17 protein-coding genes and 1 pseudogene are annotated in these 18,612 nt (G+C 70.9%); 10 read left to right on the top strand and 8 right to left on the bottom strand.

Annotated elements, in window-relative coordinates; genetic code table 11:
- Positions 1–67 precede the first annotated feature (67 nt).
- Both NEH16_RS20015 and NEH16_RS20010 read left to right on the top strand, forming a co-directional pair.
- Positions 68–1,396: a nicotinate phosphoribosyltransferase gene (locus tag NEH16_RS20015; protein WP_265544191.1), complete on the top strand. Its 1,329-nt coding sequence runs from the start codon at positions 68–70 to the stop codon at positions 1,394–1,396.
- Positions 1,397–1,487: 91 nt separating this feature from the next.
- Positions 1,488–2,072: an isochorismatase family protein gene (locus tag NEH16_RS20010; RefSeq protein WP_073964983.1), complete on the top strand. Its 585-nt coding sequence runs from the start codon at positions 1,488–1,490 to the stop codon at positions 2,070–2,072.
- A gap of 16 nt (positions 2,073–2,088) precedes the next feature.
- On the opposite strand, the gene NEH16_RS20005 is transcribed toward NEH16_RS20010, so the two are convergent.
- Positions 2,089–2,397: a hypothetical protein gene (locus NEH16_RS20005; protein ID WP_073964982.1), complete on the bottom strand. Its 309-nt coding sequence runs from the start codon at positions 2,395–2,397 to the stop codon at positions 2,089–2,091.
- Positions 2,398–2,545: 148 nt separating this feature from the next.
- Positions 2,546–4,941: pseudogene (locus NEH16_RS20000) on the bottom strand (immune inhibitor A domain-containing protein).
- A gap of 369 nt (positions 4,942–5,310) precedes the next feature.
- Between NEH16_RS20000 and NEH16_RS19995 the strand changes: the two are divergent.
- Complete coding sequence (locus NEH16_RS19995; RefSeq protein ID WP_265544190.1) at positions 5,311–5,598, top strand: hypothetical protein; 288 nt, start codon at positions 5,311–5,313, stop codon at positions 5,596–5,598.
- Here NEH16_RS19995 and NEH16_RS19990 read toward each other — a convergent pair.
- Positions 5,591–6,256, bottom strand: coding sequence for an RDD family protein (locus NEH16_RS19990; RefSeq protein WP_073964980.1), 666 nt, complete (start codon positions 6,254–6,256; stop codon positions 5,591–5,593). The genes NEH16_RS19995 and NEH16_RS19990 overlap by 8 nt on opposite strands.
- 76 nt (positions 6,257–6,332) lie before the next feature.
- Positions 6,333–7,355, bottom strand: a complete 1,023-nt coding sequence (locus tag NEH16_RS19985; protein WP_265544188.1) for an RDD family protein — start codon at positions 7,353–7,355, stop codon at positions 6,333–6,335.
- A 222-nt stretch (positions 7,356–7,577) separates the two neighbouring features.
- Here NEH16_RS19985 and NEH16_RS19980 point away from each other — a divergent pair, with 222 nt between their 5' ends.
- Entirely contained in the window at positions 7,578–8,054 is a 477-nt protein-coding gene (locus NEH16_RS19980; protein WP_265544187.1) for an SsgA family sporulation/cell division regulator, read from the top strand.
- A 26-nt stretch (positions 8,055–8,080) separates the two neighbouring features.
- Here NEH16_RS19980 and NEH16_RS19975 read toward each other — a convergent pair whose 3' ends face one another.
- Complete coding sequence (locus tag NEH16_RS19975) at positions 8,081–9,448, bottom strand: FAD-binding oxidoreductase (RefSeq protein WP_265544185.1); 1,368 nt, start codon at positions 9,446–9,448, stop codon at positions 8,081–8,083.
- A gap of 97 nt (positions 9,449–9,545) precedes the next feature.
- Here NEH16_RS19975 and NEH16_RS19970 point away from each other — a divergent pair, with 97 nt between their 5' ends.
- Entirely contained in the window at positions 9,546–11,222 is a 1,677-nt protein-coding gene (locus NEH16_RS19970; RefSeq protein ID WP_265544183.1) for a tetratricopeptide repeat protein, read from the top strand.
- Between the two features lie 56 nt (positions 11,223–11,278).
- On the opposite strand, the gene hppD is transcribed toward NEH16_RS19970, so the two are convergent.
- Positions 11,279–12,424, bottom strand: coding sequence for a 4-hydroxyphenylpyruvate dioxygenase (gene hppD, locus NEH16_RS19965; RefSeq protein WP_265544181.1), 1,146 nt, complete (start codon positions 12,422–12,424; stop codon positions 11,279–11,281).
- A 129-nt stretch (positions 12,425–12,553) separates the two neighbouring features.
- On the opposite strand from hppD, the gene NEH16_RS19960 reads away from it, so the two are divergent.
- Genes NEH16_RS19960 through NEH16_RS19940 form a run of 5 tightly spaced genes read left to right on the top strand, consistent with a single transcriptional unit; the run spans position 12,554 to position 16,763 of the window.
- Positions 12,554–13,027, top strand: coding sequence for an Lrp/AsnC family transcriptional regulator (locus NEH16_RS19960; protein WP_073964974.1), 474 nt, complete (start codon positions 12,554–12,556; stop codon positions 13,025–13,027).
- A 14-nt stretch (positions 13,028–13,041) separates the two neighbouring features.
- Positions 13,042–13,689, top strand: a complete 648-nt coding sequence (locus NEH16_RS19955) for an ABC transporter permease (protein WP_073964973.1) — start codon at positions 13,042–13,044, stop codon at positions 13,687–13,689.
- Positions 13,634–14,938 (top strand): betaine/proline/choline family ABC transporter ATP-binding protein, encoded by a 1,305-nt coding sequence (locus NEH16_RS19950; RefSeq protein WP_265544178.1) that lies wholly within the window; start codon positions 13,634–13,636, stop codon positions 14,936–14,938. The genes NEH16_RS19955 and NEH16_RS19950 overlap by 56 nt, the downstream gene beginning before the upstream one ends.
- Positions 14,935–15,789 (top strand): ABC transporter permease, encoded by an 855-nt coding sequence (locus NEH16_RS19945; RefSeq protein WP_265544176.1) that lies wholly within the window; start codon positions 14,935–14,937, stop codon positions 15,787–15,789. Before NEH16_RS19950 ends, NEH16_RS19945 begins: the two co-directional genes overlap by 4 nt.
- Positions 15,790–15,797: 8 nt before the next feature.
- A complete protein-coding gene (locus NEH16_RS19940) occupies positions 15,798–16,763 on the top strand; it encodes a glycine betaine ABC transporter substrate-binding protein (protein WP_265544174.1) in 966 nt (321 codons plus the stop codon).
- A gap of 13 nt (positions 16,764–16,776) precedes the next feature.
- On the opposite strand, the gene NEH16_RS19935 is transcribed toward NEH16_RS19940, so the two are convergent.
- Positions 16,777–17,550 (bottom strand): S16 family serine protease, encoded by a 774-nt coding sequence (locus NEH16_RS19935; protein WP_265544173.1) that lies wholly within the window; start codon positions 17,548–17,550, stop codon positions 16,777–16,779.
- A gap of 52 nt (positions 17,551–17,602) precedes the next feature.
- Complete coding sequence (locus tag NEH16_RS19930) at positions 17,603–18,244, bottom strand: IclR family transcriptional regulator (protein ID WP_018100771.1); 642 nt, start codon at positions 18,242–18,244, stop codon at positions 17,603–17,605.
- Positions 18,245–18,612 lie beyond the last annotated feature (368 nt).

Here is an 18,612-nt window from a genome sequence, read left to right as displayed (position 1 = left end):
GCACAAACGGCCCCACCCCCGGACCCCCATCTCGTCACTCTGACGAAATAGGGGTAGCATCCCCGGCATGAACTCTGCGGACCTCGGGCGACGGGTCGGCGTGCCGTCGACAGCGCTCTTCACCGACCAGTACGAGCTGACGATGGTGCAGGCCGCGCTGAAGGCCGGGACGGCCGGGCGGCGCTCGGTCTTCGAGGCGTTCACCCGCCGGCTGCCGGAGGGGCGGCGCTACGGCGTCGTCGCGGGCACCGGACGCGTGCTGGACGCGGTGGAGAACTTCCACTTCGACGACGAGATGCTCGGCTTCCTGCGCGACCAGGCGATCGTGGACGGGCCGACGCTGGACTACCTGGCGGACTACCGGTTCGGCGGGGACATCTGGGGCTACCCGGAGGGCGAGGTGTACTTCCCGGGCTCGCCGATCCTGCGGGTGGAGGGCTCCTTCGCCGAGTGCGTGCTCCTGGAGACGGTGATCCTCTCGATCCTCAACCACGACTCGGCCATCGCCGCGGCGGCCTCCCGGATGTCGGCGGCGGCGGGCGGGCGCGGGCTGATCGAGATGGGCGCGCGCCGCACGCACGAGCTGTCGGCGGTCGCCTCGGCCCGCGCCGCGTACATCGGCGGCTTCGACACCACCTCGGACCTGGCGGCCGGCTTCCGCTACAACATCCCGACGGTCGGCACGAGCGCCCACGCCTTCACCCTGCTGCACGACACCGAGCGGGACGCCTTCCGGGCCCAGGTGGACTCGCTGGGGCGCGGTACGACGCTGCTGGTGGACACGTACGACGTGACCGAGGCGGTCCGTATGGCCGTCGAGATCGCCGGTCCCGAGCTGGGTGCGGTGCGGATCGACTCGGGCGACCTGCTGCTCGTCGCCCACCGGGTGCGCCAGCAGCTGGACGAGCTGGGCGCCACGGAGACGAAGATCGTGGTGACCTCGGACCTGGACGAGTACGCCATCGCCTCGCTGGCCGCCGCGCCGGTGGACGCGTACGGGGTGGGCACGCAGCTCGTCACGGGCAGCGGGCACCCGACGTGCTCGATGGTCTACAAGCTCGTCGCCCGCGCGGGGTCCGGCGACCCGGCCGACGAGCTGCGGCCGGTCGCGAAGAAGTCGATGGGCGCGAAGTCCTCGAAGGGCGGCCGCAAGTGGGCGGCGCGCCGGCTGGACGAGGAGGGCGTGGCCGAGGCGGAGGTGATCGGCACGGGCCCGGTCCCCGAGGAGCTGGCCGGCCGGCAGCTGCTGGTGGAGCTGGTCCGGGGCGGCGAGGTGGTCGCGCGGGAGCCGCTGGACGCGGCGCGGGCGCGGCATGTCGCCGCGCGGGCGGGGCTGCCCTTGTCGGCGATGCAGCTGTCGCGCGGCGAGGCGGTCATCCCCACGGAGTACGTGTGACGGGGCCCTGACGGGCTTGATTGCCTCCGAGGAGACTCTAGGCTCGAAGCCATCCCCGTACCGCTCCCCCACTCCCCGAAGGACAGCCACCATGCACCGCGCCTTGATCGTCGTGGACGTTCAGAACGACTTCTGCGAGGGCGGGAGCCTCGCCGTGGCGGGGGGTGCCGACGTCGCCGCCGCCATCACCGACCTGATCGGCGAGAGCCGGCCCGCCTACCGTTACGTGGTGGCCACCCGGGACCACCACATCGATCCCGGGGACCACTTCTCCGCGACCCCCGACTTCGAGCACTCCTGGCCGCCGCACTGCGTGGCCGGGACCGAGGGTGTGGGCTTCCATCCCAATTTCGCCCCCGCGGTCGCTTCCGGGGCCATCGACACCGTGTTCGACAAGGGTGCCCACGCGGCGGCGTACAGCGGCTTCGAGGGTCTTGACGAGAACGGCACCGGGCTCGCCGAGTGGCTGCGCGAGCGGGACGTCCGCGAGGTCGACGTGGTCGGCATCGCGACCGACCACTGCGTGCGGGCGACCGCGCTGGACGCCGCCCGCGAGGGCTTCGCCACGCAGGTGCTGCTGGACCTGACCGCGGGCGTCGCCGAGGCGACGACGGAGCGGGCGCTGACCGAGCTGCGCGCCGCGGGCGTGACGCTGACCGGCAAGCCGGTCGTCTGAGCGCCCGGGGCCGGGGTCAGCCCCGGGCGGCCGGGACGGCGGGCCTCAGCAGGGCGCGGATCGGGTGCCAGAGTTCCTGCGCGCAGCCGGGTCTCGCGCGCCACAGGACGCCGTCCGGGTGGTGCAGGACGGCGGTGATCTCGTCCGGGGTGGGCGGCTCGGCGTTGCCCCGGAGGTAGACGGCGCGCAGGCCCAGGTTGCGCAGCCGGGTCAGGGCGCGGGCGCGGTTCGCCGCGTGCACCAGGACCCGGACGGGGGCGCCCGGACCGGGGCCCTCCGCCGGGGCCGGCAGGGTGATCGCGACGACCACACTGCCGTTCGGCAATTTACTGAATCCTCCGCCTGCCATGCGTACGAGCTCCCCCGTGAGACATCGTGTCAATAAGAAAGTGAACAGAGGCACCTAAACACGATCGGCCGCCGCCCGCTAGAGGGCGACGGCCGATCATGCTCTGACCTGCGGTGATGCAGTTTTACTTCTTCGAGGCACCGACCTGGACGGTCATCGTGTCGCCGCTGAGCGGCTCGCTGACGATCGTGATCTTGGTGTTGGTGTCAGGAACCTTGACGCTTCCGGTCGGGTTCTCCTTGTACCAGTAGGTGCCCTTGTGGTCGTCGAAGGCCGGGATGCCGAGCTGCGGCTTGATCTTCACGGCCTGGTCGGCCAGGTGCAGCGTGAAGCCGTCCGTCGGGTACCAGCTGAACGGCGCGTCGAAGGGCTGGATCTTGTTGCGGATGATCGAGCCGTTCGCCCACTTCAGAGGCTTGGCGTGCGCGTCCACCGGCAGGATCAGGCCCTGGCCCGGGTGCTGCGAGACGTTGTTGTCCTTCTGGGAGGTGTCCCAGAGCCAGACCAGCAGACCGTTCTGGTACGGGAAGTGCTCGACCCAGTCCGGACGGGTGGTGGAGAACCCGAAGTTGTACGGGCCCGTCTTCAGCGTCTCGTCGTAGCTGACGTACTGACGGTTCTCCGCGAGGTAGTACTGCGGGTAGTCCTTCTCGAACGACTTGCCGACCCGCGAGAAGCCCTTGCTGGTCCAGCCGTTGTCGTCGCCCTCGGCGTTGTCCGTGAAGAGCGCGGTGCCGTCGGCGGTCACCGAGATGGTGTCGGCCGCGAAGCCCACGCCGCCCGCGCCGCCGTCGGTGGCGTAACGGAAGCGGATGTCGATCTTCTGGCCCGCGTAGGCGTCCAGCGGGTACGACAGCTTCTGGTACTTGCCGGAGACGTCGGTCAGGGCCGGCTTGTCACTGGCGTCGCGCGGGATCGGCTGACCGTCGGCGGTGCCGTCGATCGCGGTCCAGCTGGTGCCGCCGTTGGTGGACACCTCGGTGTAGAGGTAGTCGTAGTCCTTCTCGATGTCCCACCAGCCCTGGAGGTCCAGGGACGCCTTGGACTTGCCGGTGAGGTCGACGGGACGCGACAGCGTGTTGCTGAGGTTGTCGCCCATGTCGCTCCACCACTGCTTGGCGCCCTCGGCGGGCGTCGTGACGGCGGTGGTGACGGCCTTCTTCGGCAGCTCGACGACGAGCGCCTGCTTGTCCTTGGTGTTGTACTCGGACACGCCCAGCTTGTGGGTGGACTTCGTCGCGGCCTTGGCCTCGGCGTAGTTCAGCCAGCCCAGCTGGAGCTTGTCCCAGGCGGTCATGTCACCGGGCATGTCCCCGATGCTGTCCTTGCCGGTGCCGAGCCAGGAGCCCGCCGACATCAGCGACCAGAAGCCGACCGAGTTCTCGGCGGTGTTGGTCGTGTCGTACAGGTCCGGGAGGCCGAGGTCGTGGCCGTACTCGTGGGCGAAGACGCCCAGGCCGCCGTTCTCGGGCTGCGCGGTGTAGTCGCCGACCCAGATGCCGGAGTCGCCGATCTCGGTGCCGCCGGCCTTGTTGTCCGCCGGGCCGGTGGCGCCGGCGTTGGTGCCGTACGCGTACCAGCGGTGCGCCCAGATGGCGTTGGTGCCCTCGACGCCGCCGCCGGCGGACTCGTCCTCACCCGCGTGCACGATCTGGAAGTGATCGATGTAGCCGTCGGGCTCGTTGAAGTTGCCGTCGTTGTCGTAGTCGTAGCGGTCCCACTGGTCGTACTGCGCCAGGTCCGCCTTGATCTGCTCCGGCGTACGGCCCTTGGCCTTCTGGTCCGCGGCCCAGGCGTTGACGCCGTCCTTGATCATGTCCCAGGCGTTGGCGCAGTTGGTCGAACCGCAGTAGTTCGAGCCGTAGCGCGCCTCGTTGTACGGGACCTTGACCCAGTCGGAGACCTCGCCGTCGACCGAGTAGCGGCCGGACGAGGTCTTCTCGTAGTACGTCTTCAGGGAGTGCTTGCCCGCACCCGTGCCGAAGTACAGCTCCTGGAAGTGGGCCTGGTTGTAATCGGCCTGCCAGGCGGTGCTGTTGTCCTTCTTCGGGTCCGGCTTGGCTATCTTGTTGTGCAGCGGGCCCGGCGTGCCGCCGTACTTCTTGACGGGGGCTTGGGGCCCGCGCCGTCGGGGTCGTACATGGTCGTGTCGTCGACCTTGTCGCCGAACTCCACCAGCACGGTGAAGATCTTGTCGGTCTTCTCACGGCCGAGCTCGACGTACTTGTTGCTGTCGAGCTTGACGACCTTGGAGCCTCCGCGCGACGACACCTTCTTGTCGCCGGATATGACCTGTTCCAGGGCAGCCTGGCGCTGAGCGGCCTGCTGCTTGCTGAACGGGCCCTCCAGGTCGTGGTCGTTGCCCTTGGCCGACCCCGGGTCCCGGCGGTCGACGGAGGCAGCGGCGCCTGACGCCTGGTCATCTGCCTGAGCGGTGGCGAAGGCGGATGCGGTCGCGGCGGTCGCGGCCATGGCCACGACAACCGCTCCGGTCCTAAGCGCCCGTCTCTTAATGATCACTTGATGCAGTCCTCCCCGGCGCCCGCGGCGACGGCCCGGGAGTGTGGAGAGGCCGCGCGCGGAAACGCGTCACAAGTGACGACATTCGACCGGAGTTACGGAAGAAAAGACAGACCTTGACTTGAACGGAGCAAGTGCACTATGCAGGAGCACCGTTCCGCTATGCGGACGAGGCGTTCGCGGTTCACCGGCGCGTCAACCCTCCCCAAGGGCGCGGGAGATGACTCCGTGCGCCCCCCATGCACCGGTACTGTGGGTTAGGTTACGCTTACCACCCGTTCCTCCAGGGCATCCACCGTCATAGGGTCGCTTGACAGCGCGACCGTGTCGAGAGACCGCCCATCCGACGTCCCGAGGACGGAAAACGCCATGCCGCGTCCTACTGCCGCACAGCTCGCCTACGGTTCGGTCACCGTCGTCCTCTCGACCCTGGCCATGTTGCTGCTGTTCCGCACCAGTTCGGGCATCGGAATCGCCGCCGTCGGTACGGTCGCACTCGCCCTGGGGCTCGCGGTGTCCGTCACCGTACCCGCGAAGGCGCGCCGGTACGCGGCGAAGGCGGCGGGCACGGCCGCCCCGGTGTCCGCACACCGTGGCACCGCACCCGCCGCCCGCGAGGAGGACCGCGCCCGCGTCTCCGCCTCGCACCTCAGTTGACGGTGACCACCACCGTCTTGGCCGCCTTGTCCTGGAGCCCCTGGCGGTAGGGCTTGTCCGTGAACATCAGCACGATGTTGATCAGCCACCACAGGCAGGGGCAGCACAGCAGCGCCGGCAGCCACAGCACCACGGCCCGCAGGAAGGCGGCGCCGGTGTCCGGCACCCTGCCGTCGTTGAGCATCGCGACCCGCATCTTCAGCAGCCGCTTGCCGAGCGTGCGGCCGTCCTTGTGCGTGAAGTACGTGTCGTACGCGACGTAGCAGACGAGCCCGATCAGCGACCAGAGCAGCTGATGGCCGCTGTAGGTCTGGGCGAAGACGTCGCTGACGTCGTCGTTGCCGTTGCTGTCCGACACCTCGACCGCGCCGCCCCAGGGCAGCGAGATCAGGTACAGCGGGATCGAGATGATCAGGAAGTCGATCAGCCGGGCCAGGATGCGCTTGCCGGGCTCGGCGAGCGGCGGCATCCCCGCCAGCGGGTCCGCACCGCCGTACGGACCGCCTCCCCCGTAGGGTCCCGGGTCGTACGGCGGTGGCGGCGGCGGTGCGCTGCCGTAGGGCGAGCCGGACGACGGCGGCGGCTGGTCCCCGGGCGGCTGCTTCCTGAACGGGTCGTCCTCGGGCGGCTGACCGGGCGGCGGCTGATCGTTGCTCATGGGGGCAGTGCATCGCGGGGCCCGGGGCCCCGCAACGGCTCAGGTGCGTTCGGGGGACGCCGTTCGGCGGATGGTGTCAGCCCGCGACGAAGGTCCGGGCCGCCTTGTCGTGCCAGCACTGGCGCCAGGGCCGGTCCACCAGGCACCACAGCACGCCGGCGATCCCGACGACCAGGAGGCCCGGCACGCCGTACACCAACCACCGGCGCAGGGCGGCGCCGAAGCCGGGGGTCTCGTGGGACTCGATGTCCCGTACGTCGATGCCGCACAGCTTCTTGCCGAGCGTACGGCCCCACTTGGCGGTCGGCACCGCGTCGAGCAGGACGCCCAGCAGCAGGAACACGCCCAGCAGCGCGCCGCCCAGCGCGGCCGTGGTGGAGTCCAGCAGCCAGACGGTGACCGTCTCGCCGGTCTGCCTGGCCGCGTCGATCTTCCCGTCGATGTGGTCCACGGCGCGGCCGGCGAGCGGCACGGCGGCCGCGGCGGTGAGCGCACCGAGCACGACGGTGTCGATGAGCCGGGCGAGGAACCGCTTGCCGAGCGGGGCGGGGCGGCCCTGGGTCCGCGCGAGATCCCCGAAGGGGTCATTGGCGGGGGGCGTCCAGGGGGTGACCGGCGCGGGGCGCGTGCGCAGGGTCAACGTGCCTTCAGCCGGGTCCGGCGTACCGGTTCCGTCCTCAAGCGCCGGACGGGCTTGAACGGGCTGCTGCGTCCGGGCAGGCTCGGGCAACCCAGCCCGTCCGGCGCTTGAGGACGGAACCCTCTGCGCGGGGGGCCTCGCCTCCTCGGGGGCCGGGGCGTCCGGGGCCTCCGGCCACGACACGCGGTCCCGGTCACCGGCGAAGCCGGACTGGTGGGAGGCGTCGGCCTGCCAGGCGATGGCGGGCTCGGGGCGGCCGTCCTCCTGGCCCTCCTCGTCCAGGAACACCGGCCCGGTCTCCTCGACCACCGCAGGCTCCGCCTGTGCGGGGGCCGGGCGGCTGGTGCCGGGCACCCAGGAGGCGCCGTTCCAGTAGCGGACGTAACCGGGGATGGACGGGTCGGGGTAGTACCCCTCGCCAGGGCTCTCGTCACCGGGTGCCGGGGTTGGGGCGCTCATCACCGTGGTCCCGTATCTCTTCGCGGCCTCAATACAGGGGTCCACATCTACCAGAAGGGCACGTACTCCCGGGCCGGTCCTGACGTTTGGGCCACTTTCCGGTCACGCGTTTCCGGTCGGGCGAACTTTTTTCGGGAAGTCGCGTAATGGATGGCGTGCAAGGCGCTCTCACCCGTGCGGGCCGGTCGTGGGACCGGCCCCGGAGAACGGAAGGACGCCGTCATGCACACCGTCGTGGAACGCGAGCTGGAGCTCAAGCTGGTCCTGTCGCCCGAGCGCAGCATCCCCGTACCGGCCAGGCTGACGTACCGCACGGAGGACCCGTACGCGGTGCACATCACCTTCCACATCACCTCGGACTCGCCGGTGTACTGGACGTTCGCCCGGGACCTGCTGGTGGAGGGGGTGTTCCGGCCGTGCGGGCAGGGGGACGTGCGGATCTGGCCCACCAAGGTGGACGGGAACCACGTCATCTGCGTGGCGCTGACCTCGCCGGACGGCAACGCCCTCCTGGAGGTGCCGTCCGCGGCCGTCGCGACGTGGGTGGAGCGGACGCTGCGCGTGGTGCCGCCGGGTACGGAGACCGGGCGGCTCGGCATCGACGAGGGGCTGGCCGAACTCCTCGCGCCGCTCCCGGCCGACGACCTGTGGATGAGCGACCCGTGGCCGTCGGACGAGTCGCAGGACGGGGAGAGTTGAGGAGCGCGGGCCTGTTCCGGGGCCGGTCAGAACACCTTGCCCGGGTTGAGCAGGCCCAGCGGGTCGAACGCCTGCTTGATGCCCCGGTGCAGCTCCACGCCGGTCTCGCCGAGTTCGCGGGCCAGCCACTCCTTCTTCAGGACGCCCACCCCGTGCTCGCCGGTGATCGTGCCGCCGAGCGCCAGGCCGAGCTCCATGATCGCGTCGAAGGACTCCCGGGCCCGCCGGGACTCGTCGGCGTCGGCCGGGTCGAAGCAGACGACGGGGTGGGTGTTGCCGTCGCCCGCGTGGGCGCAGACCCCGATGGTGAGGTCGTACTTCCCGGCGATCTCCGCCGTGCCCGCGAGCATCGCGCCGAGCTTCGAACGCGGTACGCACACGTCGTCGATCATCGTCGCCGGCTTGACGGTCTCCAGCGCGGTCAGCGACATCCGCCGGGCCTGGAGGAGCATCTCGGACTCGGCCGCGTCCTCCGCCGGGACGACGTCCGTGGCACCGGCGGCGGTGCACAGGGCGCCGACGGCGGCGAGGTCGGCGGCAGGGTCCGGGGTGTCGAAGGCGGCGAGCAGCAGGGCCTCGGTGGTCTCGGGCAGGCCCATGTTCGCCATCCGGTTGACCGCCTGGACGGTCGTACGGTCCATCAGTTCGAGGAGTGACGGGGTGTGGCCGCTCTCCATGATCCGGCAGACGGCGTCGCAGGCGCTCGCCGCGTCGGCGAACTCGGCGGCCAGGACGAGCTGCCGGGGCGGCCGGGGCTTCAGCGCGAGGACGGCCTTCACGACGATGCCGAGGCTGCCCTCGGAGCCGGTGAAGAGGCGGGTGAGGTCGTATCCGGCGACGCCCTTGGCGGTGCGGCGGCCGGTGGTGAGAAGGCGCCCGTCCGCGAGGACGACGTCGAGACCGAGGACGTATTCGGCGGTGACCCCGTACTTCACGCAGCACAGGCCGCCGGACGCGGTGCCGATGTTGCCGCCGATGGTGCACATCTCCCAGCTGGACGGGTCCGGCGGGTAGTACAGGCCGTGCTCGTCCACCGCGCGGGACAGCACGGCGTTGACCACGCCGGGCTCGACGACGGCGACCCGGTCGACGGGGCTGATCTCCAGGATGCGGTCCATCTTCACCAGGGAGAGCACGATGCAGCCGTCCGTGGCGTTGGCGGCGCCGGACAGGCCCGTGCGGGCACCCTGCGGGACGACCGGGACGCGCAGCGCGGTGGCGGTGCGCATGACGTGCTGGACCTGTTCCACGGTGCGCGGGAGCACGACGACGGCGGGGGCGCCGGCCTCGCAGAAGCTCGCCATGTCGTGGGCGTAGGAGGCGGTGACGTCCGGATCGGTGAGCACGGCCTCGGCGGGAAGACCCGCCCGCAGCTGTTCGAGGAGATCGTCCATGATCCAAGCGTGACACCCGGGCCCATTGGTGTGAACCCGTCTGCGGTGGCGATCCCAAGGCTCGGTGTGATCTTCATACTGACGCACAGTGAGCGGCATGGATCTCACGCCTCAGCAGCCCCCGGGGGCCTCCGGGCCCGAGTACTCCTTCGACACCGACTGGACCGCCCCGGACGCCTCCCCGTCGGACTCCGCGTCCCTGGCCGAGCCGCCGCCCCCCACGATGCGTACGACGCTGCGCCGGGCCGCCTTCGGCATGGTGGCGGGCGCGGTCCTGGTGACGGGCGCGGTGGTCGCGGTGCCCGACGACGACAAGGACGCGCCGCCGCCGGTGGCCGGTCCGGTCTCGCGCGCGATGTCCGCGACGGCCGCCGGCTCCCCGGCCGCGCTCGCGGATCTGACGGCGCTCATCGGGGACCGGCAGAAGTGGGTGGGCACGCACCCCTCGGACGCGGACTCCTGGGCGGTGCTGGGCTCGGCGTACGTGGAGGTGGGGCGGCGGGCCGCGGACCCGGCGTACTACACCCGTGCCGAGCAGGCGCTGAAGCGGTCGCTGGACGTGCGGCCCGGCGAGAGCGGCAACACGGCCGCCTGGGTGGGCCTGGCATCCCTGGCCAACGCCCGCCGCGACTTCGTGACCGCCAAGAAGTGGGGGGAGACGGTCCGGGCGCGGCAGCCCAAGGAGTGGACGGTCTACCCGCAGCTGATCGACGCCTACAACGGCCTCGGCGACCAGAAGTCCGCGATCACGGCGGTGGAGCGGTTCACCGAGCTGCGGGCCGGGGTCCCCGCGCTGGGCCGGGCCGCCGAGATGTACCGCGACCGGGGCTGGCGCGAGGACGCGCTGGCCACCGCGCAGGACGCGGCGAACCGGGCGAAGACACCGGCCGAGAAGGCCGCCTGCCTGTCCCGGCTCGGCGACCTGGCCTGGGAGCGCGGCGAGCCGAAGGAGGCCGTGGCGCAGTACGGGGCCGCGCTGCGCGTCGAGAAGGGCCACCACCCCTCGCTCGCCGGGCGGGCCCGCGCGCTGGCGGCCCTCGGGCGCACCGACGAGGCCGTGCGGGACTACCAGGCCGCCCTGGCGAAGTCGCCGCGCCCGGCCTATCTCCTCGAACTGGGCGAGCTGTACGAGTCGCTGGGGCTCGACGGCGATTCGGTGGGCCAGTACGAGAAGCTGCGGGCGGCCCTGGACCGGGGCACGGCGCGCGGGGTCGACGAGTCGCTGCTCCTGGGCCGCTTCGAGGCCGCGCACGGCGACGCGGACGCGGCGGTGGAGCTGCTGCGGGCGGAGTGGCGGCGGGGCCATCGGAGCGCGGCGGTGGCGGACGCGCTGGGCTGGGCGCTGCACCGGTCGGGCGACTCGGACGGGGCGCTGGAGTACGCGCAGCGGGCGGTGGACTCGGGCGGGCAGAACGCCTCGTACGCGTACCACCTGGGCATGGTGCAGCGCGCGCTGGGCGATTACGGCTCGGCGCGCCGCCAGTTGGAGGGGGCGCTGCGGACCAACCCGAAGTTCTCGCCGCTGGACGCGCCGTCGGCCCGGGAGGCGCTGGACAGTCTGGGCGAGCCCCCGGCGGGCGGCCCGGCGGACATGCAGCCGCCGCCGGCCCCGGAGCCCGCTGCCCCGCAGGCGCCCGCGCCTCAGGCCCCGGCACCGCAGCAACAGCAACAGCAACAGCAACAGCAACAGCAGCCCGATGGTCCGGCACCCGCGGCGGCCGTCGCGCAGGCCCCCGTACAGCCGTCACCGGCACCGGCGGCGGCCGTTCACTGACGTACAGAGGGAGGGGCGGGCCGTGAGCGGCCCGCCCCTCGGTCACGCCCGGGGCGTCACAGGTTGCCGCGCTTCTCCTGCTCGCGCTCGATCGCCTCGAACAGGGCCTTGAAGTTGCCCTTGCCGAAGCCCATGGAGCCGTGGCGCTCGATCATCTCGAAGAAGACGGTCGGACGGTCCTGGACCGGCTTGGTGAAGATCTGGAGCAGGTAGCCGTCCTCGTCGCGGTCCACGAGGATCTTCAGCTCGCGCAGGGTCTCGACCGGCACCCGGGTCTCGCCGGCCCACTCGCCGAGCGTGTCGTAGTACGAGTCCGGGGTGTCCAGGAACTGCACACCGGCGGCGCGCATCGCCTTCACCGAGGCGACGATGTCGTTCGTGGCGAGCGCCATGTGCTGCACACCGGCGGCACCGTAGAACTCCAGGTACTCGTCGATCTGCGACTTCTTCTTCGCGATGGCCGGCTCGTTGATCGGGAACTTGACCTTGAGCGTGCCGTCCGCGACGACCTTGGACATCAGCGCGCTGTACTCGGTCGCGATGTCGTCGCCCACGAACTCCTTCATGTTCGTGAAGCCCATGACCTTGTTGTAGAACGCCACCCACTCGTTCATCCGGCCGAGTTCGACGTTGCCGACGCAGTGGTCGATGGCCTGGAAGAAGCGCTTGGCCGGCGGTTCGACGATCGGGTTGGCGGCGACGTAACCCGGCAGGTAGGGGCCGTCGTAGCCGGAGCGCTCGACCAGGGTGTGGCGGGTCTTGCCGTACGTGGCGATGGCGGCGCGCACGACGGTGCCGTGCTCGTCCTTCGTCTCGTAGGGCTCCTCGATACCGGTGGCGCCGTGCTCGACGGCGTACGCGTACGCGGCCCGGGCGTCCGGGACCTCGATGGCGAGGTCGATCACGCCGTCGCCGTGCGCGGCGACGTGGTCCTCCAGGAAGTGGCCCCAGTCGGAGGACGCCTTCACGACGGAGGTGAGGACGAAGCGGGCGGAGCCGCTGGTCAGGACGTAGCTCGCGGTCTCGCGGCTGCCGGTCTCGGGGCCGGAGTAGGCGACCAGCTTCATGCCGAAGGCGGTCGAGTAGTAGTGCGCGGCCTGCTTGGCGTTGCCGACGGCGAAGACGACGGCGTCCATCCCCTTGACGGGGAAGGGGTCGGCCTGCCGGGACGTCTCGGGGGTGCTGTGCATCGTCTCTGTCATGCCCAGAGGTTCCCGCCACTCCGCAAGGTGCGCAACAGTTCGCGTAATCACTGGTCAACCTGTACAGCGGTTGGCCATGATGGCCGGACTATCTGTACATGGTGCCCATCACACCGACGGAGGCCGGGCATGGCGATCGACCGACTGGACGGGCGGCTCATCGTGCTGCTGGCGCGTGAACCCAGGATCGGGGTCCTGGAGGCGTCGCGCAGGCTGGGCGTGGCACGCGGGACGGTGCAGGCGCGTCTTGACCGCCTTCAATCGAATGGCGTCATCCGCGGTCTCGGCCCGGACGTCGATCCGGCGGCCCTCGGCTACCCGGTCACCGCGTTCGCGACGCTGGAGATCAAACAGGGCCAAGGCGCCGACGTACGGGCGCACTTGAGCGGCGTACCGGAGGTCCTGGAGCTGCACACCACCACCGGGCACGGGGACATGCTGTGCCGGCTCGTGGCCCGGTCCAACGCGGATCTCCAGCGGGTGATCGACCGGGTTGTCGGTTTTGATGGCATCGTCCGGGCCTCCACGGCCATCGTCATGGAGAACCCCGTACCGCTGCGCGTCATCCCGCTCGTCGAACAGGCGGCGCGCGACACCGACTGAGCCGAGGAGGACGGGTGAGCTTCTGGGAGTACGTGGCCAACCGTCATCAGCAGTTGCTCACCGACGCCTTCCAGCACGTCAGCGCGGTCTTCCAGTGCATGGTCATCGCCACCGTGCTCGGCGTCCTGATCGGGGTCGTCAGCTATCGCAGCGGCTGGGGCTCCTCGGTGGCGATCACCTCGACGGCGACCGTCCTCACCATCCCGTCCCTGGCCGCCATCGGTCTGCTGATCCCGCTGGTCGGCCTCGGCGTCGCCCCGACGGTGATCACGCTGACGCTGTACGGGCTGCTCCCCGTCGTCCGCAACGCGATCGTGGGCCTGCGCGGCGTCGACCCGGCCCTGGTGGACGCGGCGAAGGGCATCGGGATGTCGCGGACCGCGCGGCTGTTCAAGGTGGAGCTGCCGCTGGCCTGGCCGCCGATCCTGACCGGCATCCGGGTCTCCACGCAGATGCTGATGGGGATCGCCGCCATCGCCGCGTACGCCTCCGGGCCCGGCCTCGGCAACGAGATCTTCCGGGGCATCGCCTCGCTGGGCAGCGCCAACGCGATCAACCAGGTGCTCGCCGGCACGCTCGGCATCGTCGTCCTCGCCCTGCTCTTCGATGCCGCGTACGTCCTGCTGGGCCGGCTCACCATCCCGAGGGGGATCCGTGTCTGAGACCGCGACCGAGACCGTGCCGGAGCCGAAGGCCACCTCCGGCGCCGCCATCCAGCTGGAGAACCTGTCCAAGCGCTACCCGGGCAACCCGAACCCCGCCGTGGAGAACGTCTCCATGGAGATCAAGGCCGGCGAGACCGTGATCTTCGTGGGCCCGTCCGGCTGCGGGAAGTCCACCACGCTGAAGATGATCAACCGGCTGATCGAGCCCACCTCGGGCCGGATCCGGATCGACGACGAGGACGTCACCGACATCGACCCGGTGAAGCTGCGCCGCAAGATCGGGTACGCGATCCAGTCCTCCGGGCTCTTCCCGCACATGACGGTCGCCGAGAACATCGCGCTGGTCCCGAAGATGGTGGGCTGGTCCAAGTCCCGGGTGAAGGACCGGGTGGAGGAGATGCTCGACCTGGTCGGGCTCGACCCGCGCGAGTTCCACGGCCGCTATCCGCGAGCCCTCTCCGGCGGGCAGCAGCAACGCGTGGGCGTGGCCCGGGCGCTGGCCGCCGACCCGCCGGTGCTGCTGATGGACGAGCCGTTCGGCGCGGTCGACCCGATCACCCGCGACCACCTCCAGGACGAGCTGATCCGGCTCCAGCACGAGCTGCACAAGACGATCGTCTTCGTCACCCACGACTTCGACGAGGCGATCAAGCTGGGCGACCGGATCGCCGTGCTGCGCGAGCGCTCGCACATCGCGCAGTTCGACACCCCGGAGGCCATCCTCACCAACCCGACCGACGACTTCGTCTCCGGGTTCGTCGGCGCGGGCGCGGCCCTGAAGCGGCTCAACCTGACCCGGGTGCGCGAGGTGGAGATCGCCGACTTCCCGACCGTGACCGTGGACGACCCGCTCCAGTCGATCTTCAACAAGCTGCGCAGCGGCTCGCACAACGAGTTGCTGATGCTGGACCGCCGGGGCCGCCCCTACAAGTGGCTGCGGCGCGGCGACCTGATGCGGGCCCGGGGCTCCCTGGCCCGCGCCGGGCAGCTGATCCACGACACGGTGACCCGGGACGCGACCCTGCACGACGCGCTGGAGGCGGTGCTCACCGACAGCGGCGGGCGGGTCGCGGTGACCGGGCGGCGCGGCGAGTTCACCGGGGTCGTGGACATGCACACCCTGATGAACTCGGTGCACGAACTCCTGGAGGCGGACCGGCTGGCCGCCATCGAGCACCAGCACGACCTGGAGGAGCTGCGGGTCCACCAGACCGCCGAGGAGCTGGAGGGCGGTGCGGGCGCATGACCCCCGACTCCCCCGCACGGCCGCCGGGCGAGCACGAGGTGAAGGGGCACGCCTTCCGCGACGAGGAGGCGGAGGAGGAGCAGCGGCCCGCCCCGCAGGCGAAGAAGCCGGCGCGCCGGATCACCTGGCGGAAGCTGGTGGTGCTCCCGGCGGTCCTCGCGGTCGTGCTGGTCCTCACGTACGTCTGGATCGAGAACGTCCACCTGGACTCGATCGCGGAGAACTCGATCGCCGGTGACACGGTCGAGGTGCGCTGGTGGCAGCATGTGAAGCTGACCGCGATCTCCACCTTCTGGGTGCTGATCATCGCCATTCCGCTGGGCATCGCGCTGACCCGGCGGGGCCTGACCAGGGCGGCCCCCGTGGTGACGGCGATCGCCAACATCGGGCAGGCGACCCCGGCGATCGGTCTGCTGGCGCTGCTGGTGATCTGGCTCGGCATCGGTCCTTCGACCGCGATCACCGGCATGGTGATCTACGCGGTGCTGCCGGTGCTCTCCAACACGGTCGCCGGTCTCAAGGCGATCGAGCCGAACATGGTGGAGGCCGCGCGCGGCATCGGGATGTCGGCCATCGGCACCCTGACCAAGGTCGAACTGCCGCTCGCCGTGCCGCTGATCCTGGCCGGGGTCCGGACCGCGCTCGTGCTGAACGTGGGCACGGCGACCCTGGCGACCTTCGGGGGCGGCGGCGGGCTCGGTGACCTGATCACCTCGGGCATCCAGACCCAGCGCATGCCGGTCCTGGTGCTGGGCTCGGTGCTGACGGTGGTGCTCGCGCTCCTGGTGGACTGGCTGGCCTCGCTGGCCGAGGTGGCGCTGACCCCGCGCGGCCTGGAGGTGGGGCGATGAGGACGCGGATGCGTGGGGCCCTCGCGGCGGGCGCCGCGCTGTCCCTGGTGCTGGCCGGGTGCGGGCTGAAGAGCGGGTCCCCGATGGTGGACGACGTGGTGCCCGGGTCGGTCGGGCAGGGGCAGCCGCTGGACGGCGCGTCGCTGACCGTCACCTCGAAGAACTTCAGCGAGAACATCATCCTGGGCCAGATGATCGGGCTGATCTTCAAGGCGGCCGGGGCGGAGGTCCTGGACCGGACGAACCTGCCCAGCTCGATCAGCGCCCGCGAGGCGGTCATCCAGGGCGACGCGGACGCCGAGTACGAGTACACGGGCACCGGCTGGATCACGTACCTCGGGCACGCGAAGCCGATCACCGACCCGATGGAGCAGTGGCGGGCGGTGCGCGACGCGGACCTGAAGAACGGGGTGACCTGGCTGAGGCCGTCCACCCTCAACAACACGTACGCGCTGGCCATCAGCCGCAAGAACAACGCCAGGTACCACCTGAAGACGCTCTCCGACGTGGCGGCCCTGGCGAAGAGGAACCCGTCGGCGGTGACGGTGTGCGTCGAGAACGAGTTCGCCTCGCGCGACGACGGGCTGCCCGGCATGGAGAAGGCGTACGGGATGTCCCTGCCGGCGTCCAACATCAAGAAGATGGACGCGGGCATCATCTACACCCAGGTCTCCAAGTCCGACTCCTGCCTGCTCGGCGAGGTCTTCACCACGGACGGCCGCATCAAGGCGATGAACCTGGAGGTGCTGGAGGACAACAAGCACTTCTTCCCCAACTACAACGCGGCGCCCGTGGTGCACACGCCGACGCTGGAGAAGTACCCGGAGATCGCGGGCCTGCTGGACCCGCTCAGCAAGCGGCTGAACACGGAGGTCGCCCAGGACCTGAACGCCCGGGTGGACGTGGACGGGCAGGACCCGCACGAGGTGGCGAAGGACTGGCTGATCGAGGAGGGGTTCATCAAGGAGGGCTGACGGTCCCGGCCGGTCAGCAGCTGGGGATTTTGCCGCCGTGGTCCAGGGCCCGCAGCGAGTTCACCGCGTCCTTCAGCGTCGTGACCGGGATCAGCCGCAGGCCCTTCGGCAGCTCGGACTTCGCCTCCGAGCACTCCGCCTTCGGTACGAGGAAGACGGTCGCCCCGTCCCGCCGGGCCGCCTGCGTCTTGAGCGAGACCCCGCCGACCGCGCCGACCTCGCCGTCCGCCGCGATCGTGCCGGTGCCCGCGACGGTGCGGCCGCCGGTGAGGTCGCCGCCCGAGCCGTCGCCGTCCAGCTTGTCCACGATGCCGAGCGCGAAGAACAGCCCGGCGCTGGGGCCGCCGACGTCCGCCAGATGCAGGGTGACGTCGACCGAGCCGGGCTTGCGGTCCAGGTAGTTCAGCGCGGCGTCGACGGCGGCGTCCTGGGACTCCGCCATGTCGTCCAGGTTGTGCTTCTCGATCTCCTTCTCGGAGCCGCCGGTCGGGTAGACGGAGTCACGGGGCAGCACGGCCCGGTCCGTACGGAACCAGCTGTCCACGACGTCCTTGATGCCGACGTCCGCCTTCGGGCCCGTCGCCACGATCGTCGTCATCCGCAGCTCGCCCTTGGTGGTACGGGTGGGCGTGCCCTCGATGCTGATCACGGGGGTGCCGTGGTCCTCCCCGAGCACGTCCGCGGTCGTCCCGGGCTGCGCCAGCGTGAACGGCAGCGGCGCGAAGGCGGCTGTGCCGAGGAGGGCGACTACGGGGAGGGCGGCGAGGGCGAGGCGTTTTCTGGACACCGGTCCAATCTAACGTGCGGCCCGGCCACCGCCCCGGGGCGAGCCGGGGCCGTCAGCGCAACGCGTCCGCTACCTCCCGGGCCGCGTCCACCACGCGAGGCCCCACCCGCTCGGGGACGGAGTCCGCCAGCATGACGACGCCGACGCTGCCCTCCACCCCGGTCACGCCCATGAGCGCCGCCGCCGCCCCGCTCGCGCCCGCTTCGAGTTCGCCGTGGGTGAGGGTGAAGGCGGTCTCGCCCACCGGCTTCTGGCGGGCGGCGAGGATCGCCCGGCCGGCGGCGCCCCGGTCCAGCGGGTGGCGGAAGCCCGCCCGGTAGGCGACGTGGTAGTCGGTCCAGGTCGGTTCGACCACGGCGACCGCCAGCGCGTCGGAGCCGTCGACCAGGGTGAGGTGGGCGGTGGCCCCGATGTCCTCGGCCAGCGAGCGCAGCGCCGGAAGGGCTGCCTCGCGGACCAGGGGGTGGACCTGGCGGCCCAGGCGCAGCACGCCGAGGCCGACCCGTGCCCGGCCGCCCAAGTCGCGGCGTATCAGGGCGTGTTGCTCCAGCGTGGCGAGCAGACGATAGACCACGGTGCGGTTGACGCCGAGTTTGTTGGACAACTCGGTGACCGTCAGTCCGTGGTCGGTGTCGGCGAGCAGTTTGAGGACACGCAGTCCTCTGTCGAGCGTCTGGGAGGTCTCCGCGGTCACGACGCCCTCTCCTCCGTGGTGAGCGGCCGCGGCTGTCCCGTGGGATGTGCGCCACCGGTCCCGGGGCGACGCACGGAGAGGCCGCCGGCCTGGCCAAGGCACCGGCTGCGCTCCGCGGCCACATTGCCACGGGGCGTTCACATTTTTTGGACAGTAGCGAGGGAGTCCGCTCAGCGGAAGACCTCGTCCAGAATCCGGTCGCCCGCGAAAACCCGGTTGCGCGGCACGAGCATAAGTGCCGGTCAGCGGCGCGCGGAGCGTTCATCGCGCATCTACGCGCGTCCAGGTCGGCCGACTCTCCCGCGACGCTCCGTAGACCGGATGTGAACCACGGTTAACTCACCGTGAAAATTTTTTCGGCCGGTTCA

Origin of the sequence: Streptomyces drozdowiczii (assembly GCF_026167665.1) — a bacterium.
GTDB lineage: Bacteria > Actinomycetota > Actinomycetes > Streptomycetales > Streptomycetaceae > Streptomyces > Streptomyces drozdowiczii_A.
This window is presented reverse-complemented; position numbering and strand designations above follow the sequence as displayed.